This is a genomic window from Streptomyces sp. NPDC001604, assembly GCF_042893475.1.
Classification (GTDB): domain Bacteria; phylum Actinomycetota; class Actinomycetes; order Streptomycetales; family Streptomycetaceae; genus Streptomyces.
This window is the reverse complement of the sequence record NZ_JBIAUY010000014.1, coordinates 154,447-179,407: the sequence shown is the minus strand read 5'-3', so window position 1 is coordinate 179,407 and position 24,961 is coordinate 154,447. Positions and strand designations below refer to the sequence as shown.

At 70.6% G+C, this 24,961-nt stretch carries 26 protein-coding genes; 11 read left to right on the top strand and 15 right to left on the bottom strand.

Annotation, left to right across the window (positions count from 1 at the left end; all coding sequences use genetic code 11):
* Positions 1-31: 31 nt before the first annotated feature.
* Genes ACFY1E_RS32210 through ACFY1E_RS32190 form a run of 5 tightly spaced genes read right to left on the bottom strand, consistent with a single transcriptional unit; the run spans position 32 to position 4,929 of the window.
* The gene (locus tag ACFY1E_RS32210; protein WP_389082059.1) at positions 32-1,309 is read right to left on the bottom strand and encodes an ABC transporter substrate-binding protein; all 1,278 of its coding nucleotides are present in this window, start codon (positions 1,307-1,309) and stop codon (positions 32-34) included.
* A 5-nt stretch (positions 1,310-1,314) separates the two neighbouring features.
* Positions 1,315-2,478: a branched-chain amino acid ABC transporter permease gene (locus tag ACFY1E_RS32205; RefSeq protein ID WP_389082057.1), complete on the bottom strand. Its 1,164-nt coding sequence runs from the start codon at positions 2,476-2,478 to the stop codon at positions 1,315-1,317.
* Positions 2,475-3,356 carry a branched-chain amino acid ABC transporter permease gene (locus ACFY1E_RS32200; protein WP_351582796.1) on the bottom strand — a complete coding sequence of 294 codons (882 nt, stop codon included), beginning with the start codon at positions 3,354-3,356 and terminating at the stop codon, positions 2,475-2,477. The genes ACFY1E_RS32205 and ACFY1E_RS32200 overlap by 4 nt, the downstream gene beginning before the upstream one ends.
* Positions 3,357-3,361: 5 nt before the next feature.
* Positions 3,362-4,174: an ABC transporter ATP-binding protein gene (locus ACFY1E_RS32195; protein WP_389082054.1), complete on the bottom strand. Its 813-nt coding sequence runs from the start codon at positions 4,172-4,174 to the stop codon at positions 3,362-3,364.
* Entirely contained in the window at positions 4,171-4,929 is a 759-nt protein-coding gene (locus ACFY1E_RS32190; protein WP_389082051.1) for an ABC transporter ATP-binding protein, read from the bottom strand. Before ACFY1E_RS32190 ends, ACFY1E_RS32195 begins: the two co-directional genes overlap by 4 nt.
* Positions 4,930-5,117: 188 nt before the next feature.
* On the opposite strand from ACFY1E_RS32190, the gene ACFY1E_RS32185 reads away from it, so the two are divergent.
* The 3 genes from ACFY1E_RS32185 to ACFY1E_RS32175 are packed head-to-tail and all read left to right on the top strand — an operon-like array spanning position 5,118 to position 7,753.
* Positions 5,118-6,413 carry a PucR family transcriptional regulator gene (locus ACFY1E_RS32185; RefSeq protein WP_389082049.1) on the top strand — a complete coding sequence of 432 codons (1,296 nt, stop codon included), beginning with the start codon at positions 5,118-5,120 and terminating at the stop codon, positions 6,411-6,413.
* Positions 6,410-7,078 (top strand): TetR/AcrR family transcriptional regulator, encoded by a 669-nt coding sequence (locus ACFY1E_RS32180; protein ID WP_389082047.1) that lies wholly within the window; start codon positions 6,410-6,412, stop codon positions 7,076-7,078. The genes ACFY1E_RS32185 and ACFY1E_RS32180 overlap by 4 nt, the downstream gene beginning before the upstream one ends.
* 27 nt (positions 7,079-7,105) lie before the next feature.
* Positions 7,106-7,753 carry a dihydrofolate reductase family protein gene (locus ACFY1E_RS32175; protein WP_389082044.1) on the top strand — a complete coding sequence of 216 codons (648 nt, stop codon included), beginning with the start codon at positions 7,106-7,108 and terminating at the stop codon, positions 7,751-7,753.
* 21 nt (positions 7,754-7,774) lie between these two features.
* Here ACFY1E_RS32175 and ACFY1E_RS32170 read toward each other — a convergent pair whose 3' ends face one another.
* The 7 genes from ACFY1E_RS32170 to ACFY1E_RS32140 form a co-directional block, all read right to left on the bottom strand.
* Positions 7,775-8,554, bottom strand: a complete 780-nt coding sequence (locus ACFY1E_RS32170; RefSeq protein ID WP_389082042.1) for an SDR family oxidoreductase — start codon at positions 8,552-8,554, stop codon at positions 7,775-7,777.
* A 1-nt stretch (position 8,555) separates the two neighbouring features.
* On the bottom strand, positions 8,556-9,779 hold the full coding sequence (locus ACFY1E_RS32165) for an acyl-CoA dehydrogenase family protein (protein WP_389082039.1): 1,224 nt from the start codon (positions 9,777-9,779) through the stop codon (positions 8,556-8,558).
* A complete protein-coding gene (locus tag ACFY1E_RS32160; protein WP_389082038.1) occupies positions 9,766-10,590 on the bottom strand; it encodes an enoyl-CoA hydratase-related protein in 825 nt (274 codons plus the stop codon). The genes ACFY1E_RS32165 and ACFY1E_RS32160 overlap by 14 nt, the downstream gene beginning before the upstream one ends.
* Positions 10,587-11,405, bottom strand: coding sequence for an SDR family oxidoreductase (locus ACFY1E_RS32155; RefSeq protein WP_389082035.1), 819 nt, complete (start codon positions 11,403-11,405; stop codon positions 10,587-10,589). Before ACFY1E_RS32155 ends, ACFY1E_RS32160 begins: the two co-directional genes overlap by 4 nt.
* Positions 11,406-11,548: 143 nt before the next feature.
* The gene (locus ACFY1E_RS32150) at positions 11,549-12,241 is read right to left on the bottom strand and encodes a TetR/AcrR family transcriptional regulator (RefSeq protein WP_351463428.1); all 693 of its coding nucleotides are present in this window, start codon (positions 12,239-12,241) and stop codon (positions 11,549-11,551) included.
* A 101-nt stretch (positions 12,242-12,342) separates the two neighbouring features.
* On the bottom strand, positions 12,343-12,969 hold the full coding sequence (locus ACFY1E_RS32145) for an HAD family hydrolase (RefSeq protein WP_389082033.1): 627 nt from the start codon (positions 12,967-12,969) through the stop codon (positions 12,343-12,345).
* Positions 12,969-14,168 carry an acetyl-CoA C-acyltransferase gene (locus ACFY1E_RS32140; RefSeq protein WP_389082031.1) on the bottom strand — a complete coding sequence of 400 codons (1,200 nt, stop codon included), beginning with the start codon at positions 14,166-14,168 and terminating at the stop codon, positions 12,969-12,971. Before ACFY1E_RS32140 ends, ACFY1E_RS32145 begins: the two co-directional genes overlap by 1 nt.
* A gap of 164 nt (positions 14,169-14,332) precedes the next feature.
* Between ACFY1E_RS32140 and ACFY1E_RS32135 the strand changes: the two genes are divergently transcribed.
* Entirely contained in the window at positions 14,333-15,166 is an 834-nt protein-coding gene (locus ACFY1E_RS32135) for an alpha/beta fold hydrolase (RefSeq protein WP_389082029.1), read from the top strand.
* A gap of 59 nt (positions 15,167-15,225) precedes the next feature.
* Positions 15,226-16,047, top strand: coding sequence for a hypothetical protein (locus ACFY1E_RS32130; protein ID WP_389082027.1), 822 nt, complete (start codon positions 15,226-15,228; stop codon positions 16,045-16,047).
* Positions 16,048-16,142: 95 nt separating this feature from the next.
* Here the strand turns inward: ACFY1E_RS32130 and ACFY1E_RS32125 are convergent, their stop codons facing one another.
* Entirely contained in the window at positions 16,143-17,108 is a 966-nt protein-coding gene (locus tag ACFY1E_RS32125) for a pirin family protein (protein WP_389082024.1), read from the bottom strand.
* A gap of 113 nt (positions 17,109-17,221) precedes the next feature.
* Here ACFY1E_RS32125 and ACFY1E_RS32120 point away from each other — a divergent pair, with 113 nt between their 5' ends.
* The 3 genes from ACFY1E_RS32120 (at position 17,222) to ACFY1E_RS32110 (ending at position 18,601) form a co-directional block, all read left to right on the top strand.
* The gene (locus ACFY1E_RS32120) at positions 17,222-17,707 is read left to right on the top strand and encodes a MarR family winged helix-turn-helix transcriptional regulator (RefSeq protein ID WP_389082022.1); all 486 of its coding nucleotides are present in this window, start codon (positions 17,222-17,224) and stop codon (positions 17,705-17,707) included.
* A 2-nt stretch (positions 17,708-17,709) separates the two neighbouring features.
* Positions 17,710-18,174, top strand: a complete 465-nt coding sequence (locus tag ACFY1E_RS32115; protein WP_389082020.1) for a MarR family winged helix-turn-helix transcriptional regulator — start codon at positions 17,710-17,712, stop codon at positions 18,172-18,174.
* A 79-nt stretch (positions 18,175-18,253) separates the two neighbouring features.
* Complete coding sequence (locus ACFY1E_RS32110; protein WP_389082018.1) at positions 18,254-18,601, top strand: tetratricopeptide repeat protein; 348 nt, start codon at positions 18,254-18,256, stop codon at positions 18,599-18,601.
* A 371-nt stretch (positions 18,602-18,972) separates the two neighbouring features.
* Here ACFY1E_RS32110 and ACFY1E_RS32105 read toward each other — a convergent pair whose 3' ends face one another.
* Entirely contained in the window at positions 18,973-20,379 is a 1,407-nt protein-coding gene (locus ACFY1E_RS32105) for a PepSY-associated TM helix domain-containing protein (RefSeq protein ID WP_389082015.1), read from the bottom strand.
* 146 nt (positions 20,380-20,525) lie between these two features.
* On the opposite strand from ACFY1E_RS32105, the gene ACFY1E_RS32100 reads away from it, so the two are divergent.
* The gene (locus ACFY1E_RS32100; RefSeq protein WP_389082012.1) at positions 20,526-21,179 is read left to right on the top strand and encodes a peptide deformylase; all 654 of its coding nucleotides are present in this window, start codon (positions 20,526-20,528) and stop codon (positions 21,177-21,179) included.
* A gap of 228 nt (positions 21,180-21,407) precedes the next feature.
* Positions 21,408-22,994: an ABC-F family ATP-binding cassette domain-containing protein gene (locus ACFY1E_RS32095; RefSeq protein ID WP_389082010.1), complete on the top strand. Its 1,587-nt coding sequence runs from the start codon at positions 21,408-21,410 to the stop codon at positions 22,992-22,994.
* Positions 22,995-23,012: 18 nt separating this feature from the next.
* On the opposite strand, the gene ACFY1E_RS32090 is transcribed toward ACFY1E_RS32095, so the two are convergent.
* Entirely contained in the window at positions 23,013-24,446 is a 1,434-nt protein-coding gene (locus ACFY1E_RS32090; RefSeq protein ID WP_389082007.1) for a dihydrolipoyl dehydrogenase family protein, read from the bottom strand.
* 120 nt (positions 24,447-24,566) lie between these two features.
* On the opposite strand from ACFY1E_RS32090, the gene trxA reads away from it, so the two are divergent.
* Positions 24,567-24,953: a thioredoxin gene (trxA, locus tag ACFY1E_RS32085; RefSeq protein WP_099933232.1), complete on the top strand. Its 387-nt coding sequence runs from the start codon at positions 24,567-24,569 to the stop codon at positions 24,951-24,953.
* Positions 24,954-24,961 lie beyond the last annotated feature (8 nt).

Genomic DNA, 24,961 nt, shown 5'->3' with positions numbered 1-24,961 from the left:
CAGGGCATCGACCGGGACCGCCCCCGCCGGCTCACTTCGTCAGCGGGCCGAACTCCTTACGGGTGTCCACCGGCTTGCCGAACAGCTGCCACCGCTCGCCCTTGAACCGCATCAGCTGCATCGTCTCCAGCGGGAAGGCGTCACCCTGCCCCGTGGACAGGGTGACGCCGGGCAGCAGCAGCCTCACCTTCACGTCCTTCAGATTGCGCACCGCGTCACGCAGCCCTTCCCTGGTCGGGCACTTCATCACGTCCAGGGCCTTGTGCAGGCTGGAGGCGACGGCCCAGCCGTAGGCGTTGAACTGGTTGGCCGGGTCGGCGTCCGGGGCGTACTTGTGCAGGGCGGCCGTGTAGGTCTTCATCTCGGGGTCGTTCGCCCACTGCGGGTCGGCGGGGTCCTTGAAGTACGTCGCCGAGACCACGCCCTGGACGTTCTTGAACCCGACGGGCTGGAGCACGGCGGCGGACGAGGACACGTTGTTGACGATGTGCAGCGGGTTCCACCTGGTGTTCTTGGCGTCGGCGGCGAGGGCCTGGCTGGCGAACTTGGGAGTGGTGATGTTCAGCAGCACGTCGGCCTTGGAGCGTGCGAGGCTCGCCATCTGTGCCGACACGGACGGGTCGGTGACCTCGTAGCTCTCTTCGGCGACCACCTTGATGCCGCTGCCGGCTACGGCCTTCTTGAACCCACCGAGCAGGTCCTTGCCGAAGTCGTCGTTCTGGTAGAGGACCGCGACCTTGGCGTTCGGCTTCTCCTCCTTGAGGTACTTGGCGTACACCCGGGCCTCGGCCACGTAGTTGGGCTGCCAGCCGATGGTCCAGGGATGCTGGTCGTCGGTGCCCCAGACGGAGGCGCCCGTGGCGACGAAGGGCTGCGGCACCTTCTGCTTGTTGAGGTAGTCCCACACGGCCGCCGTGGACGGGGTGCCCAGGGTCTGGAACACCGCGAAGACCTTCTCCTGCTCGACGAGTCTGCGGGCCTCCTCGACCGCCTTGGGCGGCTGGTAGCCGTCGTCACGGACGACGAACTGCACCTTGCGGCCGTCTATGCCGCCCTTGTCGTTGACGTACTTGAAGTAGGCGGCGACGCCCTTGCTGATCGTGCCGTACGCGGAGGCCGGTCCCGACAGCGGGTAGATCCCGCCGAGCTTGATGGTCTTGTCCGTGATGCCGGTGGTCTGCTGCCCCTTGCACGCGCCGTCGGCGGCGGTGTCCTGGGTGTCCTGCCCTCGCCGGCTGCTGCAGGCGGTCGCGGTGAGCAGGGCGGCGGTGGCGGCTGCGGCAGCCCGCAGAGCGGTGGTCTTACGCATGTGATTCAGTCCTTTTCCGTGCGGGGCGGGGCGCCCACGGGTTCGGCGTCGGCTACTGCGGGGTCCGCAGGGGTGAGGGGCGCGGAGGGTCCGTTCTCGGCCTGCGCGTTCGGCTCCGGATCGGGCGCGGATTCGTTCTCCGGCGTCCGGTCGACGGCGGCGGCGGTGGAAGTGGCTGCGCTACGGGGCAGGCGGCGGGCGGCGGCGCCCAGGACACGGCTTGGCAGACCGGCCAGTCCCGTCGGTCCCACGAACATCACCGTGATGATCAGCAGGCCGAACACCACTCCCGGCGCGGCCTCGCTGAGGTCCTGGGAGACGCTCGGCACGTACATCACGAACGCCGCGCCCAGCAGGGGCCCGTACAGCGAGCCGAGCCCTCCCACCACCAGGCCGGCCAGCAGGGTGATGGACAGCACGAAGCTGAAGGAGTCGGGCGAGACGAAGCCGATCACCCAGGTGTAGAGACACCCGGCGACCCCCGCGAACATCGCGCTCCACGCGAAGGCGAGCGTCTTGTGCAGCGACAGCCGTACGCCCATGACCTCGGCGGCACTCTCGTTGTCCCGTACGGCGCGCAGGGCCCGGCCGACCCGGGAGCGCAGCAGGTTGCGGGCGAGCAGCAGGGCCACCGCGGCAACGGTGAGGACGACGAAGTACGTCCACTGGTCCTCGGCGAGACCGCTCCACGCGGGTGGCTGCAGTTTGTCCACGGTCAGGCCCATGGAGCCGCCCGTCACTGGTTCGAGCCGTTTGAGCAGGGGCGGCAGGAACACCGCGAAGGAGAGGGTGACCAGGGCCAGATACAGCCCGCGCAGCCGCAGCGCGGGCACTCCGAACCCGAGGCCCAGCAGGAAGCATCCGGCGGCCGCGACCGGAAGCGTGGCCAGGTGGCCGGTGTCGTACCGGTCGAGCATGACCGCCGCCGAGTAGGCCCCCGCCGCGAAGAACGCGCCGTGCCCGAGCGAGATCTGCCCGCCGAAGCCGACCAGCAGGTTCAGCCCGGCCAGCGCGACGGCGTACAGCAGCACCATGGTCAGCTGGAAGACCTGGAACGGGGCGAAGTAGAAGGGTGCGCCGCAGGCGACCGCCACCGCGAGCAGCGCGGTGAGGCCGGCTCGCAGCCGCCGGGCCCGGTCGGAGCCGAGTGCCGTGGTGAGGGTGCTCATGCGCGCTCCACCGCCGCCCGTCCGAACAGGCCCTGGGGCCGCACGAGCAGCACCGCCAGGATGATCACGAGGGGTACGCCCACTTTCAGATCGGCCCCGACGACATCGACGTACGCCCCGGTCAGCGTCTCGGCGACGCCCACGAACAGGCCGCCGACGACCGCGCCCACGGGGCTGTCGAAGCCTCCCAGGGTGGCCGCGGCGAAGGCGTAGATCAGCACCCCGCCCATCATGTTGGGTTCCAGGAACAGCAGTGGGGCGACGAGCACGCCCGACACGGCGCCGACCGTCGCGGCCAGCCCCCAGCCGAGCATCAGGACCCGGCCCACCCGGATGCCCGACAGCCGTGCGGAGGCCGGATTGCAGGCGACCGCCCGCATCACCAGGCCGATGGAGGTGTGCTGGAACAGCAGATACAGCAGGCCCATCACGACGGCCACCACGCCGAGGATCCCGAGCGTCGACCAGTCCACGCGTACTCCGGCCAGGTCGAGCCCGCCGTCGGGGAACTGCTGCGGGAAGTCCTTGACGGTGAACGACCAGATGAGGCCGGCCAGCGCGTTGACGAAGATGAACAGGCCGACGGTGACGATGACCACCGTCAGCTCGGGCGCGCCCTGCACGGGGCGGATGACGATCCGCTCGACCAGCATGCCGCCCGCGAAGGACACCGCGAGGGTGACCGGCAGCGCCAGCCAGAACGGCATCCCGGATGCCACCAACTGCCAGGCGACGTACGTGGAGAGCATGGCCAGCTCGCCCTGCGCGAAGTTGACGATGCCCGTGAACCGGTGGATCAGTACGAGGGCCAGAGCCAGGCTGGCGTACACCGCGCCCGAGCCCAGTCCTTCCACCAGTTGCTGGAGAAAGTCGGTCACGGCGCTCACCCGGCCTTGCGGGAGCCGAGGGAGACACCGAGGTAGACCTCGGCGACCTGCCCGTCCTCGCGGATCTGCTGGGCCGACCCTGACAGCACCAGGCGGCCGGCCTCCAGTACGTGCGCCCGGTGCGCGATGTCCAGCGCGAGCTGGGCGTTCTGCTCGACGACGACCACGGTGGTGCGTTCCTCCTCGTTGACGGCACGGACGATTTCGAACAGCTCACGGGTGACCAGTGGCGCGAGGCCCAGGGACGGCTCGTCGAGGAGCAGCAGCGAGGGCCGCAGCATCAGAGCCCTGCCGATGGCGAGCATCTGCTGCTCCCCGCCGCTGAGGCTGCCGGCGGCCTGCCGCGAGCGTTGGCGCAGTCTGGGAAAGTGGCCGTAGATCCGGTCCAGGTCGGCCGCCACGGCCGCCCGCTCGGCGCGGCTCCGCCATCCGGAGCCGGTGCGCAGGTGGGCGCCGATGCACAGGTTCTCCTCGACGGTCAGCTCGTTGAAGGTGCCCCGTCCCTCGGGCACATGCGCCACGCCGAGCCGGGCGGCCTGTTCGGGCGAACGGCCCAGCAGTTCCGTGCCGTTCAGGGTGACCGAGCCGCGGCCGCGGACCATGCCGCTCAGCGCCCGCAGTGTCGTGGTCTTGCCCGCGCCGTTGGGTCCGAGGATCGCGCACACCTCGCCGCGGGCGACGGAGAAGTCGAGGCCCTGGAGGACGCGGGCCTGGCCGTATCCGGCGTGCAGTCCGGACACCTTCAGGAAGTCCGGTTCCGCGGTCGGGACATCCGGCTGCATGGTCTCGGTGGTGGTGGGCTCGCTCATGCGGCCACTCCCAGGTACGCCTCGACGACCGCCGGATCGCGCTGGATCTCCTCCGGCGTGCCCTCGGCGATCTTGCGGCCGAAGTCGAGGCAGACCACCTTGTCGCACAGGCCCATCACGAAGCCCATGTGGTGTTCGACCACCACGAGCGTGAGGTCGAACTCCTCGCGCACCGACCGGACCAGATCCGCGAATTGGCCGACCTCGCCGTGGCTGAGCCCGTTGACGGGTTCGTCGAGCAGCAGCAGCCGGGGCCGTACGGCGAGGGCCCTGGCGAGTTCGACGCGTTTGAGCGTGCCGAACGGCAGCCCGGCGGCGGGGTGGTCGGCGACGTCCGCCAGACCGAGCCGCCGTAGCAGGTCGTCCGCCCGATCACGCAGTTCCCTCTCCTCCCGCCGGACGCGGGGCAGCCGGAGCGCCGCGGCGAGGTGTCCGGTGCGCCCCCGGCTGTGGGCGCCGACCATGACGTTCTCCCGGACCGTGAGCTGCGGGAACAGGCCCAGGTTCTGGAAGGTGCGGGCGATGCCGCGCCCGGCCACGGCGTGCGGAGGGAGGGCCAGCAGGTCCTCGCCCTGGAATCGCACGTCTCCCCCGTCGGGAGTGCAGCGCCTGGTGAGGCAGTTGAACAAGGTGGTCTTGCCGGCTCCGTTCGGCCCGATGAGCCCTACGGCGGTGCCCGGCTCGACGGTGAACGCGACACCGTCAAGTGCCGTGATCCCGCCGAAACGCACGGTGATACCGTCGACCGCGAGCATGAGTGACGCCCCTTCCGACGTTCTGGGGGGTGGGAGAGCGTCACAGTAGGTGGGGGCGTTCGGGGCGCACATTGGGTGCGAGCACCCAACTTCCCGGCCGTCGGACTGTGCGCCGCGCACAGATAACGCTTGATGTCTCACTCCGAGCCTGTTGACGGAGCACGAGGCGGGCGGCGACGATCGGCGCCATGCCGCACGGGCCCGCTGTGGGCGCTCCCCTGCTTTCCGAACCGCTCCGCCGGGAGCGGTGGCGGATCCTGCACGCCGTCCACGACCGGGTCGAGGAGGTGGCGGACACCGCCGTGGGGGTGATGCGTGCGGAGATCCCGTCGTACGCACTGCAGGACGAACGCTTCTTCTCGGACGTACGGGAGCAGGTGCTCGAGCACTACCGGATGCAGTTGGCGGCGCTGGCCGGGGATCGCGGTATCGCCCCCGAGGACCTGGTCTTCAGCCGCGCCGCGGCCATGCGGCGGGCACGGGCCGGGTTCGCCCTGGAGGACTGGATCAGTGCCTTCCGGGTCGGCCGGCAGGTGCTGTGGGACGCGCTGCTGGACTGCGCCGGCACGTCCGCCGAGGCCCAGCAGGCCGCGCTGTCCCTGGTCACCCCGCTGATGCGGTACGTCGACTACGCCAGCACCCATGCCGCGCAGGCCTACGTCGAGTACCAGCAGCACGTGGTGGCGGACGCCGACCGGGAGCGCCGGGACCTTCTTGACCAGCTCCTGGCCGGCGTGGCACCGACGCGCGGTCCGCTGTCCGCCGCCGCGCAGGCGTACGGCATCGGGCCGCACTCGCCGATGATGGCGGTCGTGGCGGTGTGTGTGGGCGACACCCGCACCGGGGACCTCACGTCGGCCGAGCACGGGTATGACACCACCGCGTCGATGAGCGTGGCCGGGCCGTGGGCGGGCCGGACCCTGGTCGTCGTACGCCACGAAGAGGTGGTGGCCGTGCCCGTGGTCCGGGCCGGCATGACCGCGGACGACATCTGCGCCCACTTCGAGGCCGTGCAGCAGCGGCTCGCGCGGGGCGGGACCATGCTCTCCATGGGGATCAGTACGGTCGCGCAAGGCGCGTGTGAACTGCCGCGCGCGTACGAGGAGGCGCGGGCAGCCCTCGACCTGGTGCCGAGCGGGGGCGGGGTGGCTGCGCTGCCGCGGCTTTCCCCCTTCGACTACCTCGCGCTGCGGGCCGACGACCTGGCCCGTCAGCTGGTCGATCCGCGGGTGCGGGTGCTGCTGGAGGAGGACCGCGGGCGGGGCGACACGCTGGCCGCCACCATTCGGGCCTTCGCGGAGGCCGACCTCAATCTGCGGCTGGCCGCCGACCGGCTGCGGGTGCATCACAACACGGCGCACTACCGGTTGCGCCGGATCGAGGAACGCACCGGCCGCAATCCGCGCCGGATCGCCGACCTGCTGGAACTACTGGTCGCCCTCGCCATCCGCGACGGCGCCAGGGAAGGTGAGGAGGGCCGGTGAGCGGCATCGTGGAGTCCGCCGGAACCGAGGCGGCACGTCAACTGCCGGGCGGGCGGGGAGAGTCGGCCCTGCCGGAGGGGCACGCGGAGCAGAACGGAACGGTCCGGCGTGCGCTGCTGGACGCCGCGCTGGAGGTGTTCACCGAGCGCGGTTACACCGACGCCGGCCTCACCGAGATCGCGGCGCGCTCCGGCATCCCGGTGGGCAGCCTCTTCCAGCACTACGGCGGGAAGCGAGGGCTCTACCTCGCCCTGTGGGAGGAGTTCCGGGAGGAGCAGGAGCGCAGGACCGCGGCCACGCTGGCCGCCGAGCGCGGCCGTGGTGTGGACGACCCCGTCGCTCTGTTCGTGGCGGGAACCAGGGCGTATCTGGAGGGCGCCTGGGACAATCGCAGGCTCGGCATGCTCCTCGTGGAGGACGACGGCCCCGCGGGCTTCGACGCGCTGCGCCGCCAGTGGGACCGCGCATGGGTGCGGCGCAACGCCCGGCTGCTGGAGGTGGACGAGCGACGACGCGCCGGCCGGGTCCGGGTGAGCGTACTGACCACCGTCATCGGCGGGGCGGCGCGCGAGCTGGGCGATTGCCGGGATGAGACGGAGGCCCGGGAGATAGTGGACGAGGTGTGCGGCATCCTGATCCATCTGTCGGCACCGCCCGGCCCGTGACCAGCAGAAGAAGAGGAGTCGCCAGCCATGTCACTCGCCCGCGTCCACAACTTCTCCCTCTCGCTCGACGGCTTCGGCACCGGTGAGGGTCTGAGCCAGGAAGCGCCGTTCGGCCACGCCGGTGAAAGGCTGCACCAGTGGATGTTCGCCACCCGGTGGTGGCACGAGATGACCGGCGAGCCGGGCGGGACCAGCGGCCTCGACGACGCCTTCGTGCGGCAGTTCACGCCCGGGATCGGCGCCGAGATCATGGGCGCCGGGAAGTACGGCTACCCCGGATGGCACGAGGACGAGGAGTGGAAGGGGTGGTGGGGACCCAACCCGCCCTTCCACACACCGACCTTCGTGCTCACCCGCCACACGCGCCCGTCGATCGAGATGGAGGGCGGCACGACCTTCCACTTCCTCGACACGTCGCCCGCCCAGGCGCTGGAGACGGCCCGCGAGGCCGCCGGCGGCCAGGACGTACGCATCGGCGGGGGACCCACCGTGATCCGCGACTTCCTCGCCGCCGGGCTCATCGACCATCTGCACGTCGTGGTGGTCCCGATCCTGCTCGGCCGGGGCGTACGCCTCTGGGACGGACTGGAGAGCGTCGAGAAGGACTACCGGGTCGAGGCCACCTCCTCGCCCAGCGGGGTCACGCATGTGACGTTCAGCCGCGCAGGTCTCTGAACCGCCTCTGTGCAACACGCCTCAGATGCCGATACCGGCTCCTTGCCTGAACGGGACCGCGTCACCCAGGAGTTGGCCGCCGTCGATCACCATCGTCTCGCCCGTGATCCAACTCGCCGCGTCCGAGACGAGAAAGGCGACTGCCGAGGCGATGTCGGCAGGCTCCCCGATACGCCCCAGTGCCGTCGAGGCGGAGACGGTCTGCTCGTGCTCCTTCCACAGGGCCTCGGCCAGCTTGGTGCGCACCACACCGGGTGCCACCGCGTTGACGCGGACCTTCGGTGAGAGTTCCAGGGCCAGTTGCCTGGTGAGATGGATCAGTGCGGCCTTCGACGCGTTGTAGAGGCCGATGTTCGCCTCGAAGGCCATGCCGCCGACCGATGCCGTGTTGACGACCGCGCCTCCGTGCTCGCCCATCCAGGCCCGGGTGGCCAGGCCCGTCCACAGGACGGGAGCCCACAGGTTCACGTCGAAGGTCTTGGCGAACCGGCCGTGGTCCTGGTCGATGACGGGCCCGAAGGCCGGGTTGGTCCCCGCGTTGTTGACGAGGATGTCCAGGCTGCCGAACCGTTCGAGCGTCAGCTCGACACAGCGTCGGGCCGCCTCCTCGTCGACCGCGTGGGCCCCGACGCCGATCGCTGTGCCGACCTGGGCCGCGGCGGCGTCCGCCGCCTCCTGGGAGCGGGAGGTGAGGACGACGTTCGCGCCGGCGGCGGCGAGGGCCTGGGCGATCGCCAGCCCGATACCGCGTGAGGCACCCGTGACGACGGCGGTGCGGCCGGTGAGATCCAGTCCGGCCATGTCAGCTCACCACTGCCGCGTCGCGGTACTGGCGCAGTTCCTGCTTGGCGATGGCCCGCTTGTGGACCTCGTCGGGACCGTCAGCCAGCCTCAATGTCCGCAGGTGGGCGTACATCATCGCCAGCGGGAAGTCCTCGGTCACGCCCGCAGCGCCGTACACCTGGATCGCGCGGTCGACGATCTTCAGCGCGATGTTCGGTGCGGCCACCTTGATGGCCGCGATCTCGGTGCGCGCTTCCTTGTTGCCGACCGTGTCCATCAGGTATGCGGCCTTGAGCGTGAGCAGCCGGATCATCTCGATGTCGATGCGTGCTTCCGCGATCCAGTCCTGGATGTTGGACCGTTCGGCGACCGGGCTGCCGAAGGTCACCCGTGACTGGGCGCGCCGGCACATCAGCTCCAGCGCCCGCTCGGCCGCGCCGATGGCCCGCATGCAGTGGTGGATCCGACCGGGTCCGAGCCGGGCCTGGCTGATCGCGAAGCCCTCTCCCTCACCCTTGAGGAGGTCCTTGGCCGGGACCCGTACGTCGGTGAAGTCGATCTCGGCGTGTCCCTCGCGATCCTGGTAGCCGAACACCGGCAGGCCGCGCATCACTGTGATCCCGGGGGCGTCGATGGGGACGACCATCATCGACTGCTGCCGGTGCACAGCAGCGGTGGGGTCGGTCTTGCCCATGACGATGAGTACTCTGCAGTTGCGGTGCAGGGCGTTGGACGCGAACCACTTGCGGCCGTTGAGCACGTACTCGTCGCCGTCGCGTTCCATCCGCAGCTCGATGTTGGTGGCGTCGGAGCTGGCGACCTGCGGCTCGGTCATCGCGAAGGCCGAGGCCATCGTCCCGTCGAGGAGGGGCCTCAGGTACTTCTCCTTGTGCTCGTCGCTGCCGAACAGCGTGAGCACCTCCATGTTTCCGGTGTCGGGAGCGTTGCAGTTGCACGCTTCGGAGGCGATGTGACTGCGCCCCATGATCTCCGCCAGCGGCGCGTACTCGAGGTTCGTCAGCCCCGGACCCCACTCCGGGTGCGGGTGGAAGAGGTTCCACAGTCCGCGCCGCCGTGCCTCCGCCTTGAGTTCCTCGAGGATCGGCGGCTGGAAGTGCGGGTCACCGGAGGCGCGCATCTGCTCGTGGTAGACCGACTCGGCGGGGTAGATGTGCGAGTCCATGAACTCCAGCAGATCCGCCTGGTACTTCTTGGCGCGATCCGACGTCTCAAACAGGGACATCCGAACTCCTGACGGGCGGTAGGGGAGGAAAACCCGGTGGGCGCTTCTCGAGGTGGCCGGCCACGCCTTCGACGACATCGGCCCCACGGAAGGCCTGGAGCATGAGGCTCTCCGCGCGGGCCACGGAGTCGGCGTAGGTGCCGTCCGCGTCGTGGTGCAGCCGGCTCTTGATGGTGGCCATGGAGCCCGGGGAGCAGCGCGTCGCCAGGTCGGCGGCGTACCCGACAGCCGCGTCGACCACGCTGCCGGTGGGGACCAGGTGGTCGAGGAGTCCGATACGCAGTGCCTCGTCGGCGTCCACCATGCGGCTCGACAGCAGCAGGTCCATGGCCCGGCTGTGCCCCGTCAGCCGGGGCAGCAGCCAGGAGATGCCGTACTCGGCGATGAGCCCGCGTTGCGCGAAGGCCGTGGTGAACCGGGCCGAGGGCGAGCCGAAGCGGAGGTCGCAGTAGAGGGCCTCCACCATGCCCAGGCCGGCGGCGACGCCGTTGATCGCGCCGATCAGCGGTTTCCGCTGGGTCAGTGGCAGGTCGCGCGGGCGGCGGTGCGCACTGTCCGCCGCGGAGGCCTCGTCGATCTCACGGACGGACCGCAGGAGTTGGAGGTCGGCGCCGGAGCAGAATCCGCGCCCCGCGCCGGTCACCACGACGGCACGTACGTCCGGGTCGTCCTCGGCGGCGTCGAGCAGCGCGAAGTAGCGGTCTTCGAGTTCGTCGGTCCAGGCGTTCAGCTTGGCGGGCCGGTTGAAGGTGAGCACGAGCACCGGCCCGCGGTGTTCGGCGAGGACGAGCTCTCCGCTCGCGCCGGTCATTCCTGCTCCAGCAGGGAGCTCTGGTAGCGGCGCATTCCGCGCAGCCACCGGTCGTAGTCCGCGCCCTTCTGCCGGTACATGTCCAGCACCTCTTCGTGCGGCAGGATCAGGAAGCGCTCGTCGGCGATCGCGGTCAGGACGGCGTCGGCGACCTCGGCCGGCTCCAGGACGTCACCCGCGGACATGACGGCCTGCGTGGCCGCTCGTCCCAGCGCGTCCCCGGAGTCCTTTCCGGCGGTCAGCATCCGGGTGTTCACGCCCATCGGGCACAGACAGCTGACCCGGACCCCGCGATCGCCGTACGTGACGCTCAGCCATTCGGCGAAGCCGACGGCGGCGTGCTTGGTGACGGCGTATGTGGCGGAGCCGATCTGGGTGAGCAGCCCGGCGGCCGAGGCGGTAGTGACGAAGTAGCCTTCGCCGCGCTCCAGCCAGCGCGGGAGGAGCAGTCGAGCCGCGCGGATGTGGGCGCGCAGGTTGACGTCGATCGACAGGTCCCAGTCCTGCTCACTCGCGTCGAGGCCGGGTGCGCCGGCGACGCCCGCGTTGGCGAAGTAGAGGTCGACCGGGCCGAACGTGCTCTCCGCCAGGTCGATCAGCTCTTGGATCTGGGGGGTGTCCGACGCGTCTGCGGCGGCGCTGACAGTGCTCCCCGGATGGTCGGCGTTGACCCTGTCCGACACCGCCCGCGCGCTGTCCGCGTCGAGGTCCGTGACGACGACCCGGGCGCCCTCGCGAGCGAGCCGCGCGACCAGCGCGCTGCCGATACCGCCGGCACCACCGGTGACGATGGCGACTCTTCGTGCAACGTTCACAGCGAACCCTCTCCGAGATGGCGGGACCGTGCACCGTCCGTCCGAACTGTATAGTTGAATCCGACGTCAAGTTCAATAGTTGGGCGTACGCCACCCCACACAGGGGGGTGGTGGGGGGCATCGTCCCGGCTCAGGCTGCCGGGTCAGCGGTGGTCAGGGAAGCGCAGCGCGTTCGCCCAGAGCCGGCTGACCGTGGAGACGAGCTCCTCGAAGTCCACCGGCGTGCCTTCTTCCTCGCGCTCACCGAGCACGAAGGCGTTGTAGGCCATGACGCTGACCATGCCCGACAGCGCACGGGAGGCCAGCATCGGATCGACGTCCCGGTCTGCGACACCCCGCGCCTGCAGGTCGGCGATACCGCGGGCATTGCGGCGGATGAACGCGTCGGCGCGCCGGCTCCGGAATGTACGGAACTCCGGTTCGACCTGCGCCACTTGCTCGAGCAGCGCCATCAGCTTGGCGTTGCGCTTGTACGCCTGGAGATACGCGCGATTGCTCGCCTCGAGCACCGCATAGGGGTCGTCGGCATCCTCCACCCGGGCCATGCCGGGGTGGAGCATGTCCTCCTGCGCCTCCAGGAGGACGGCGGCGAGCACCTCTTCCTTGCCCGCGAAGTAGGTGTAGAACGACCCCGCCGCGCACTGCGCCTCTTTGGTGATGTCGGTCAGGCGGGCGTCGAGGTAGCCGTCCCGTTCGAACACCTTCCGCGCGGCCTTCACCAGAGCGGCCCGCGTCCGCGCTCCGCGCTTCGTCGTGGGCGGCTCGCGAAGGTGCGACAGGGGCGCCATGGGGGGCGGCTGCTCGCCGTCGATCTCCTCGGGCGCGGTGGTGTCCATCGCGGGAACTTTACTTGAATCCGACGCCATAGTCACAAACCGCGTCCGTCCGCAGAAGGTCGAGAAGGGGCACATCCTGCAATTCCCGTACGGTCGATCGATCAGGCGCCGATCCCGAAGCTTTCGGCGAGCCGACGGCGGGTGTCGGCGGCGCTGGTGTGCAGTACGCCGCCGATTCCGATCCGTGCCGCCCCGTCGAGGTTCTGCTGCAGGTCGTCGATCATGACCGCCTCCTCGGGGGCGACGCGGAGACGTTCACAGGCGATCGCGTAGATCCGCCGGGAGGGTTTGCGGACCCCGACCATGGCGGAGATGACGACCACGTCGGCGAGCGAGGCCAGATCGACACCGTCGTAGGTACCGGTACCGAAGGAATTGGACACCAGCGCGACGGGATGCCCGGCGGCTCGGAGATCGCCGAGCAGGGCGAGCATGTCCTGGTCGATCGACATGCCCGCCTGCATACGGGCGGTGAGGCCCTCGGCTTGGACGTCGGCACCGTGAGCCCGGAGACGTTCGGCGAATCCCCGCTCGAAGGCTTCGGCGTCGATACGGCCGCACTCGTGGTCGGACAGCAGGGCGCGTGACCGCTGGTCCCGGCTGAGGAGCTCCAACGGCAGACGTGGGTCGCCGCCGAGGGAGGCCCCGAAGTCGGTGAACGCCTGCAGCACGCTGGAGGTGATGACCCCGCCGAAGTCGACCAGGACCGCGGTTCTGGTCTTCTCCATCAGGCGACCTCGAACAGTCCGGCCGCACCCATTCCGCCGCCGACGCACATCGAGATCACCACGTACCGGACCCCGCGGCGCTTGCCCTCGACGAGGGCGTGTCCCACCAGCCGGGCACCGGTCATTCCGTACGGGTGACCGACCGAGATCGCGCCGCCGTTGACGTTGAACCGCTCGGGGTCGATGTGCAGTTCGTCGCGGCAGTACAACGCCTGGGAGGCGAACGCCTCGTTGAGCTCCCACAGGCCGATGTCGTCGACGGTGAGATTGTGCTGCTTCAGCAGCTTCGGGATGGCGAACACCGGCCCGATACCCATCTCGTCCGGGCCGCAACCGGCGACGGCCATGCCCCGGTAGACGCCCAGTGGTTCCAGTCCGCGGCGCTCGGCCTCCCTGGACTCCATCAGCACCGACGCCGAAGCCCCGTCCGAGAGCTGCGAGGAGTTGCCCGCCGTCACGCTGGACTGCGCGCTCACCTGGCCGTCGGGCAGCACCGGCGCCAGGCCGGCCAGGCCTTCGAGCGTCGTCGACGCGCGGTTGCCCTCGTCCCGGGTCAGGGTGACCTTCTCGTGCCGCACCTCCCCCGACTGCTTGTCGAGCACCTTCTTGACGCTGTCGAGGGCGACGATCTCCTGGTCGAACCGGCCGGCCTCCTGCGCCGCCGCGGTGCGCTGCTGCGACAGCAGCGCGAACTCGTCCTGGCGTTCCCGGCTCACGCCGTAGCGTTCGGCGACGATCTCCGCCGTCTGCAGCATCGGCAGGTAGATGCTCGGCTTGCGCTCGACCAGCCAGGGATCCGTCATGCGGTGGGTGTTCATGTGCTCGTTCTGCACGAGGGAGATCGACTCGACGCCTCCGCCCACCGTGACCTGCATGCCGTCGGCGACGATCTGCTTGGCGGCCGTCGCGATGGCCATCAGGCCCGACGAGCACTGCCGGTCGATCGTCATCCCCGACACGGTGTCCGGGAGCCCGGCGCGGAGAACGGCCTGTCGCGCGACGTTGAAACCGGATGCCCCCTGCTGCGCGGCGCAGCCGAAGAGCACGTCCTCGACCTCACCTCCCTCGAGCCCGGCACGCTGTACGGCGTGAGCCAGGGCATGGGCGGCGAGTTCCTGCGTCTGGGTGTCATTGAAAGCGCCGCGGTACGCCTTTCCGATCGGCGTCCGTGCCGTCGAAACGATGACTGCTTCCCTCATGTCGCCTCACTGTCTCCGGTGTCCGACGCCACGTTATAGTTGAACCCGGCGTCAAGTTCAATAGTGGGCTTCCCGCTTCCGCCAGGAAGCAAGTGCGCCCGCGGCCTTGACACTCCACCTCCACACCTGAAGGCTACCGACCAGTCGGTACGAAAGGGCGGGTCGTGACCGAGCTGAGCATCTCCACCAGTGCGGGCGTCTTCGACGCGATCGAGGCGGGCCCACCGGAGGGCCGGCCGGTGCTGTTGCTGCACGGCTTCCCACAGACGGGGCTGGCCTGGGAACGGCAGATCGCGGCGTTGGCCGCGCAGGGCTACCGGGTGGTGGCGCCCGACCAGCGCGGCTACTCCCCCGGCGCCCGCCCCGAGCGGGCCGAGGACTATCGCATGAGCCTTCTCGTCGACGACGTGGTCGCGATCACGGAGGAACTGGGGTGGTCGACGTTCGACCTGGTCGGCCACGACTGGGGCGGCGCGGTGGCCTGGTGGACCGCGGACGCCCACCCCGGCCGCGTACGCACCCTCACGGTTGTCTCGACACCGCATCCCGGCGCCCTGGCCACCGCCCTGCGCACCGACGAGGACCAGCGTGAGCGCTCGCACTACATGATCGACTGGCGCGAGACGCCCGCGACCGAGGAGCGCATGCTGGCCCACGATGCCCAACTGCTTCGCGCCCTCTACGCCGGGAAGGTCCCGCAGGACAGTGTCGAGGCCTACATACGGCACCTGTCCCGGCCGGGCGCTCTCACCGCCGCGCTGAACTGGTACCGGGCAGGCCGCCCCGACGGCAGTATCGGCACGATCGAGGTGCCCACGCTGTACGTCTGGAGCACGAACGACAGGGCGTTCGGCCCGGCGCCGGCACACGGGACCGGGCGGTGGGTGGAGGGGCCGTACCGCTTCGAAACCCTCCAGGGCGTCAGCCACTGGGTTCCCGAGGAGGCACCCGACGCACTGAACCGAATGCTGCTCGAACAACTGCGAGCGCACGGCTAGTACCCCAGTACGGAACCACAGCGAACACCCCGTTGGCCGACTCTCCGAAGAGGTGACCCGTGAAGACAGCGCGTGCGGCCTGGCGCGGACTCGAGCCCGTGCACGGCATGATCTACTTCGTCCCCGAGGCGAGGCGACGGTACGCCGACCTCGGACTGAGCGGACGCGCAGGCTACTTCACCTCGCGGAGCGCCGCGTTCGGCCGGGCCTCCGCCGAGCTGGTCATCTCGACCTTCTACAACTTCAACCCCGGTCTCGTACGGCAGGCGCTCGACGGCGCCTGGGACGCGACGACCCCGCAGCAGGTGCTGGACGCCCGGTACGCCGCCGCCGGCGAAGCCCTGCGGCGGGCTGGAATCCACGAACTGCCCGAGCTGGACGAGGTCCTGGCGCTGACCCGGCGGGCCGCCGAGGCGGCCTGCGAACACGCGCAGGGCCGCCCGCTGTTCGCCGCGCACGCCGCCCTGCCCTGGCCGGATGAGCCGGTGCTGCGCCTGTGGCACGCCCAGACTCTGCTCCGGGAGTTCCGTGGCGACGGCCATGTGGCGTGCCTGCTGAGCGAGGGCGTCGGAGGCCTGGAAGCCCTCGTGCTGCACGCCGCCACGGGTGAGGTTCCCGTCGACTTCCTCAAGATGAGCCGTGCATGGCCGGAGGAGGAGTGGGCCGGCACCCAGGAGAGCCTCCGTGAGCGGGGCCTCCTCGACGGCGACTCCCTCAGCGCGGAGGGCGCCACCTTGCGCCGGCACATCGAGGACCGCACCGACCGTCTGGCCCTTCCCGCCTACGCCGCCCTGGGTGACGCCGACTGCGAGCGTCTCGCCGAACTCGCCGGCTCCTTCGGACGAGCCGTCCTCGAAGCCGGTCTTCTCAAGCTCGGCTGACCCGGCCTTGTCCGCCCGGCCGGCCTGCCACAGCAGAGAGAATTACCCGACCACCTTCCGCCCTGCGGCCATCAACGCTGAAGCGTTTCCTCAGGTCAGCGCACCCTTCCTCGCGGCTTCAAGGGCACTGGCGGCAGCTCCGGTGCGGGCAGTGGAGCCCCGTCGTACCCCTTCACCTCACCGAAGCGCGATCCCTCCATCCAGTCCCGGCGCGCCTGTTCGATCTCCTCCTGCGACCGGCCGATCCAGTTCCAGAACATGATCAGCTCCTCCTCGAAGGGCTCTCCGCCCAGGAGCATCAGGCCTGCGTCCGACTCGGCGCGCAGCGGGAGTTCGGTGCGGCCGCAGCCGAGGTAGAGCATCGAACCGGGCAGGACCGGCACGCCGTCGACGTGGGCCTCGCCGGACATGGACAGGACGGCGTACTCGAAGTCCGGCTCCAGCGGCAGGCGTACGTCCGCGCCTCGGGTGAGGGTCAGGTCGGCGCCGACGATCGGGGTGTACGTCGTTCCGGGCGAGGTAGCGCCGTCGAGAGTGCCGAGGATCAGCGTGGCCTTGAGGCCGGGGGCGGTGACGCGCGGCAGTTCGGCGTGGTGCTCGAAGTGGGGGTCGGTGTGGCGGTGGCCGTCCGGTAGGGCGACCCACAGCTGTGCGCCGTGCAGGAAACGGGCGTGCTGCCGGGGGCTCTCCTCGGAGTGGCTGATGGCCCGGCCCGAGGTCATGAGTCCCAGTTCGCGGGGGCGGATCGTCTGCAGGCTGCCGGTGGAGTCGCGGTGCAGCACCTCGCCCTCGTGCAGCCAGCTCACCGTCTGCAGGCCCATGTGCGGGTGCGGCGGCACCTGCATGCCGGGCTCGTCGGCGATGTCGTCGGGGCCGTAGTGATCGACGAAGCACCAGGCGCCGACCATGCGGCGCCCCAGGTTGGGCAGCAGGCGGCGCACTTCGGTCGACTCGCCGAGCTTGACGCGACGAGGGCTGAGGAGTTCACGCACGGGCTCCGCCACCACGAATCCACGGCCGCCGCACACGGCGGGAACCGGCTCGCGATCAAGATTGCTCATGCCGCCCAACCTAACCCTGTCGAGGGCGTCCCGTCAGTCCGTCACCCGGGCGTTCTCGCCTGCCCTCGGAGAAATAGTAGCCATGGACATAGTAGCCATGTACTGTATCTGCCATGAGCACAGGTTCCGAGAAGGCCACGCCTGGCTTCCTGGTGTGGCGGCTGTCGATGAAGTGGCGGGTGGCCGTCGACCGGGCGGTGGCCCCGCTCGGGCTCACCCACGCGCAGTACTCGCTGGTGGCCTCTCTGTACGGCATGCAGCGCGGCGGGGAGCGTCCCAGCCAGCGCCGCCTCGCCGACGTGACGGGCCTCGAGCCGCTGTACGTGTCCAAACTGGCCCGCGCCCTGGAAGCAGCCGGCCTGATCGAGCGCACCCGGGACCCCAAGGACCCGCGCGCGGTGCAGCTGGCCCTCACCGAGCAGGGCCGCGAGGTCACCGGGCGCGCGATCAAGGTCGTACAAGGGCTTCTGCAGCAGTTGCTGCAGCCGCTCGGGGGCCTCGACAGCCCCCGGACACGGGAGTTCACCCAGGAGCTGGCGACCCTGCTCGATGCACCTCTTGATCCGTTCGGCGAGAACACTGAGAGCGAGAAGGAGTAGTCATGACCACCACGGCACCCACCACCACGTACAACAGCGCACCGCCCGTCGACCCTCGCGTCATCGCCCTGGCCCACTACGCAGGCCGCGCCGTTCTCGAGCACGTACTGGCCCGTCACGGCGGCACCTTCCAGCAGCAGATCACCCTGCGGCCCCTCGCCGTCGAAGGGCCCCTCGAGCGCGATGAGCTCGTCGGGCAGGTCGCCGGGGCGCTCAAGGTCGAGGCGGCCGAAGTGCAAGGCGTCATAGAGGAGCTCATCACCAAGGGACTGGTGGCCGACGAGGCGGCCGGCGTCCACGCCACCGATGCCGGACGGGCTTTCCACGCCGAAGTCAGCGCTGAGACCGCGGTGATCTCCGCCCGGATCTATGCCGACATCCCGGCGGAGGATCTGGCGGCGGCCGGGCGCGTGCTGGCCCTGGTGGCCGAGCGGGCCAACGCCGAGCTGGCGGCGCTGGCGGGCTGAACAGCCTCCCGACACACCTGCACACATAGTGGAATGTTCAACGACCTCCTTCGGTTGGAGTGCACGAAGGAGGTCACGAGTGGAGATGACGTACTACGACCACGGAACACCGGCGGAGCGCTGGGAGCGCGCGCAGATGTTCTTCGACGCCAAGGACTACGCCGCCGCCGCGCGCGTGCTGGGCGGGCTGGTCGAGGAGGTGCCGGAGCAGACCGGACCGCGGCTGCTGCTGGCGCGTGCCTACTACCACTCGGCCCAACTGCGGCGCGCGGAGACCGAGTTGCGTCTCATCGTCGAGCGCGACCCGGTCGAGCACTACGCCCGGCTGATGCTCGGCCGCACGCTCCAGCGGCAGGGGCGGCACGAGGAGGCCGAGTCGCACATGCGGATCGCCTCGGCGCTCGCGGGTGACTTCGAGGAGGTCTGAGCAACGCCGTGACTCTACGGCTCTGCGGCCGGGGCCGGTTCCACCAAGGAACCGGCCCCGGACACGTCTCCGCCCTGCACCGGGTCGCCTGCTTCACGCCCGCGCGCGGCGCGGGCCGGCGGAATTCCGACCAGCAGGGCTGAGCGACGCCCTGACTCCACGGCTCTGTGCCGGGGCCCACCCCACGAAGGAACCGGGCCCGGGCCACGCCTCCGCCCTGTCCCAGCCCGCTCTGCACGGCCGCGCCCGGCGCGGGCCCGCGGAATCCCGAACAGCAGGGCCGAGCGACGCCCTGACCCCACAACTCTGCGCCGGAGCCCGCCCCACGAAGGAACCGGGCCCCGGCCATGTCTCCGCCCGGCTCCGGGCCGCTACTGCACGGCCGGAGCGGGCGTGGACCGCCCCTTCCGGTGGGCGATCTCGCCGAGGAGGACGTCGACGACGATGAAGGCGGCCAGCGGAATGCCGAGCAGCGGGACGAAGTAGCCGAGGACGGCGATGACGGCGACCGCCGGGACGAGGATCTGCGGGGGTACCTGCTGCCAGGCGCCGCGTGGGATCGGCCTGCCGAAGGTGGAGCCGCGGCCGCGCTGCCACCACATGCGGTAGCCCCAGAGGATCAGCAGGATGAGGGAGAGCGCCAAGAGCATCAGGGCGAGCTGGTTGACCAGGCCGAACAGGATGCCGGTGTGCAGGTCGATGCCCCAGCGGGTGAGTTTGGCGAGCAGCGGGTAGTCCGCGAAGCGCAGTTCGTCGGTGACCTTGCCGGTGGCGGGGTCGACCGCGACCGAGTCCTGCTTCTCGGGCCAGCTGCGCTGCACCTGCCTCACGACGTATGCGGAGTTGGCGTCGGCGGGCGGCACGATCTCCACCGGGTCGGTCAGTCCCTTGGCCCGGGCCGCCGCCAGTACCTTGTCGAGGCCGACGCCGTGTTCGCCGGATCCGGTGGTGGCGGAGGCGCCGTGCCCCGCGTGGTCGCCGCCCGCCGTAGCCGAGACCGACGGAGTGGCCTGGCCGAGCGAGGTACGCAGCGTGTCGATGTTCGCCCCGGCGTAGGCCGACCAGGTCAGACCGGTCGCCGACAGGAAGATGAACCCGGCGGCCGCCCACACGCCGACGGTGCCGTGCAGACCGAGCGTGCGGCGCCGCCCGCTGGTGCCGCGCACCTTGCGCAGTGCACGGCGGCGCGAGAACCACAGCACCAGGCCACCACCGGCGATCACCCACAGCCAGCTCGCCGCGAACTCGCTGTAGAGCCGGCCGGTGTCACCGAGCTGCAGGTCGCGGTGGAACTCGTCGATCCAGGTCCGCAGGGGCAACGCACCCGTCGAGCCGTACTGTTCGAGGGCGCCGCGCACCTTGCCGGTGTACGGGTCGACGAAGACGGCGAGGGAGTGGTCGGGGTCGACGCCCTTGACGCCGGAGAGCATCACGCGGGTAGTGGCGTCGGCATCCGGGGAGGGTCGTATCGCCGAGACCGTGCCCTCGGGGTGTGCCTTGCGCGCGGCGGTGACCTGCCGGGATATCGGCAGCTTGGTGTCGCCGACCTTGGCGACGGTCGTCTCGTGGGCGTACACGAGCTTCTCGGCCTGGAACGCACCGGCGTACAGGAAGCCGGTGACGGCGGCGACGAGCAGGAACGGCGCGACGAACACGCCGGCGTAGAAGTGCAGTCGCAGCACCAGCGGGCGCAGCGGCGCCAGGCGGCTGGGGGACGGCGCCGGGGCGGCGGCCGGTTGTGGGGCCTCGTCCTTGGTGGTCGAGGGAGCGGTGGACATCGGCGGGCTTCTCCGGGGGGACGGGGATGTGAAGTGGCGTAGCGGTCCAGTAGTCGGGGGCGGGGTCCGTCGAGTTCCGGGTGACAGAAGTGGTCCGCGTCACACACCGAGACGGCAGTGGCCGAAGTCCATGACATCCTGGTCCGATGGCAACTCCCCGTGACCACGCGCCCCTTGCCGAGCAGGTCGAGGAACTTCTCGCCGCCGGCGGCCCGTTGCCCATCGTCGCGGCGGGCGACCCGGTCCTGCGGCGCGGCACCGAGAGCTTCGACGGCCAGCTCGACCCAGCGCTGCTGGCCCGCTTCGTCGAGGCCCTGCGCCTCACCATGCACGAGGCACCGGGCGTGGGCCTGGCCGCACCCCAGGTGGGCGTGCCCCTGCGGATCGCGGTGATCGAGGATCCGGCTCCGGTGCCGGAGGAGGTACGGCTGGCTCGCGGCCGGGTGCCGCAGCCGTTCCGGGTACTCGTCAATCCGACGTACGAGCCCGTTGGTGCGGCGCGGGCGGCGTTCTTCGAGGGCTGTCTGAGTGTGCCGGGCTGGCAGGCGGTCGTGGCGCGGCACGCGCAGGTGCGGCTGACGGGCGAGGACGAGTACGGGGACCCCGTGGACGAGGTGTTCAGCGGCTGGCCCGCGCGGATCGTGCAGCACGAGACGGACCATCTCGACGGGATCCTGTACCTGGATCGGGCCGAGTTGCGCTCACTGTCCTCGAACCAGGCGATGGCGCAGCGGTGGACTCAGCCGACGCCGAAGGAGGCGGCGGACGCCCTGGGATTCGCTCTGCCGTCACAGCCGTGAAGAACGTTTCCGCAGGTACGGGCGCTGCTGGATCGGCTCTCCCCAACGGCGATCTCGCCTGCTCCCCCTGCGACGGCAACGGCCCCGCCTCGCGTCGGTAAAAATCCCAGGCGCCCATGAGGCCGCCACCGCTACGGTGGCCGTATGTCAACGCCCCGAATCTCCTAGCTACAGGACCCGCTTCCACGCCACCCGTGTGTCCTCTTCGCTTGCTTCGGAGCGTTTCTCATGATCACCGTTCGTGATGTCGACGTGCGCGTCGGCGCTCGTCTGCTGCTGTCCGGCCTCTCCTTCCACATCTCCCCCGGCGACCGCATCGGCCTGGTGGGCCGCAACGGCGCCGGTAAGACCACCCTGCTCAACACCCTTGCCGGCACGCTGCGTCCGGCCGCCGGGACCGTCGCCCGCACCGGTGCGGTCGGCCATCTGCCGCAGGACTCCCGGGCTGCCGATCCGGCGGTCACGGTCACCGACCGCATCCTGTCCGCGCGCGGCCTCGACAAGGCCGTACGCGACCTGCGGCGTGCCGAGGCGGCCATGGCCGACGGGTCGGAGCGGGCGATGGACGCCTATGTGCGTGCGGAGGCCGAGTTCCAGTCCCGTGGTGGGTACGCGGCGGAGGCCGAGGCGGCTCGGATCGCCGCCGGGCTCGGCTTGCCGGACGACCTGCTCGGTCGGCCGCTCGGCGCGGTGTCGGGTGGGCAACGCCGGCGGGTGGAACTGGCCCGCATCCTGTTCGCTGACCACGGCACCCTGCTGCTCGACGAGCCGACGAACCACCTGGATGTGAGCGCGATCGCCTGGCTGCGCACGTACTTGACGAGCCATCGGGCCGGAATGGTTCTCATCAGCCATGACACCTCGCTGCTCGCCGACACCGTCAACCGGGTCTTCCACCTGGATCCGCAGCGCGCCGCCATCGACGTACACAACACCGGCTGGGACACCTACCTCGCCCAGCGTGCGGCCGACGAGCGGCGGCGGGCGCGGGAGCGGGCGAGCGCGGAGCGCAAGGCCGCATCACTGCACACGCAGGCGGACAAGATGCGCGCCCGTGCGTCGACGGCGGTGGCCGCGAAGAACATGGCACGGCGAGCCGACCGTCTGCTGGCCGAGCTCGAACCGGTGCGGCGCGCGGACAAGGTGGCCCGCATCCGACTGCCCGAGCCCGCGCCGTGCGGACGGATCCCGCTGGGTGCGATCAGCCTGACGAAGTCCTACGGCGGCCAACAGGTCCTCAGCAGCGTGGATCTGGCGGTCGAGCGGGGCAGCCGACTGGTGGTCCTCGGGCCCAACGGGGCCGGAAAGACGACCCTGTTGCGGATCCTCGCCGGTCAGGTCGAGCCCGACAGCGGCAGGGTGGTGCACGGGCCCGGGCTGCGGCTCGGCTACTTCGCCCAGGAACACGACACGCTGGACGCCGGGTCGACGGTCGGCGCCCATCTCGCGTCCGCCGCCCCGCACCTGACGTACGGCGAAGTACGGGGTGTGCTGGGCTCGTTCCTGTTCAAGGGGGACGACGTCCACAAGCGCGTCGGTGTGCTGTCCGGTGGGGAGAAGACCCGCCTCGCCCTGGCGGGTCTGGTCCACTCCGGCGCGAACGTGCTGCTCCTGGACGAGCCCACCAACAACCTGGACCCGGCCTCCCGCGCCGAGGTCCTGGCCGCGGTGGGCACGTATCCGGGCGCGATCGTCATGGTCACCCACGACGAGGCCGCCGTCGCGGCGCTGCGCCCGGACCGGGTGCTGCTGCTGCCGGAGTCCGAGGAGGATCTGTGGAGCGAGGACTACCTGGAGCTGGTGGTGTCCGCTTGAAGTCCCCTTCCCGGACGGTCAGTTGTCGCGGTACGCCTCCAGCAGCCGCAGCCACACCTCGCTGATCGTCGGGAACGACGGCACCGCGTGCCAGAGCCTGCTGATCGGGACCTGGCCCGCGACCGCGATGGTGGCCGAGTGGATGAGTTCGCCGACGCCGGGGCCGACGAAGGTGACTCCGCGCAGGATCTCCTCGTTAAGGTCGACGACCATGCGGGCGCGGCCGCGGTAGCCGTCGGCGTACAGGCCGGCGCCGGACGCGGAGGTCATCTCGACGTCCACGGCCCTGACCCGGTGGCCGGCCTGTTCCGCCTCGGCGAGGGAGAGGCCGACGGCGGCCGCCTCCGGGTCGGTGAAGACGACCTGGGGGACGGCGTGGTGGTCTGCGGTGGCGGCGTGGGCGCCCCAGGGGTCCGACTCCAGGATCGGGACGCCGGAGGCGCGGGCGGCGATCGCGGCGCCCGCGATGCGGGCCTGGTACTTGCCCTGGTGTGTGAGGAGGGCGCGGTGGTTGACGTCGCCGACCGCGTAGAGCCAGTCGGTGCCGGTCACGCGCAGGCTGTCGTCGACCGGGAGCCAGCTGCCCGGCTCGAGGCCGACGGTGTCCAGGCCGATGTCGCCGGTCTTGGGGCGGCGGCCGGTGGCGAAGAGGATCTCGTCGGCCTCGATGCGGTCGCCCTGGTCGGTCACCACCACGACCGTGCCGTTCTCGCGGGTGACCGATTCGACCGAGGTGCCGGTGCGGACGTCGGCGCCGGCCTCGGTGAGGGCCTCGGCGACCAGTTCGCCTGCGAAGGGTTCCATGCGGTTCAGCAGGCCCTTGCCGCGCACGAGGACGGTGACCTGGGAGCCGAGGGCCTGCCAGGCGGTGGCCATCTCGGTGGCGACCACTCCCCCTCCCACCACGACCAGCCGGCCCGGCACCTCCTGTGCGCTGGTGGCGTTCCTGCTGGTCCACGGCTTGACGTCGGCCAGGCCGGGCAGGTCGGGCAGTACGGCGTCGGTGCCGGTGCAGACGGCGACGGCGTGCCGGGCGGTGAGCACCTTCTGTCCGCCGTCGGAGCCGGTGACGGTCACCGTGCGCGGGCCGGTCAGGCGGCCGTGGCCGCGGTGGAGGTCGGCGCCGATGCCGTCCAGCCAGCCGGCGGCGCCGTCGTCGTGCCAGTCGGAGGTGTAGTAGTTGCGGTGGGCGAGGACCGCGGCGGCGTCGAGGGGGCCCTGCACCGACTGGCGCAGGCCGGGCACGCGGCGGGCGTCCGCGCGGGCGATGACCGGGCGCAGCAGGGCCTTGCTGGGGATGCAGGCCCAGTACGAGCACTCGCCGCCGACCAGCTCGCTCTCCACGACCGCGGTGGACAGGCCGGCCGCGCGGGTGCGGTCAGCCACGTTCTCCCCCACGGGCCCGGCCCCGAGCACCACGACGTCGTACGCGATGGTTTCCGTTTCCGTCATGGGGTCAGTCTGGTGGGTGGTGTGCGCTCAGGCCACACGGGTAGGGGCGCGGAATACGTGACCGGCCGGCCGTGTTGTGCCGACGGCTTCGCCCGACAGCAGGAAGAGGGATTTCAGGTCATGAGCAGCACCGTGGAGCTCACCAAGGAGAACTTCGACCAGACGGTCACGGACAACGACTTCGTCCTGATCGACTTCTGGGCGTCGTGGTGCGGGCCGTGCCGTCAGTTCGCGCCGGTCTACGAGAAGGCGGCCGAGGACAACCCGGACCTGGTGTTCGGCAAGATCGACACCGAGGCGCAGCCGGAGCTGGCCGCGGCCTTCGGTATCCAGTCGATCCCGACGCTGATGATCGTCCGCGACCAGGTCGCGGTGTTCGCGCAGCCGGGCGCGCTGCCCGAGGCCGCCTTGACGGACGTCATCGGCCAGGCCCGCAAGCTGGACATGGACGAGGTCCGCAAGGCGGTCGCGGAGCAGCAGGCGCAGGCCGAGCAGAACGGCCAGTAGCCCTCTCG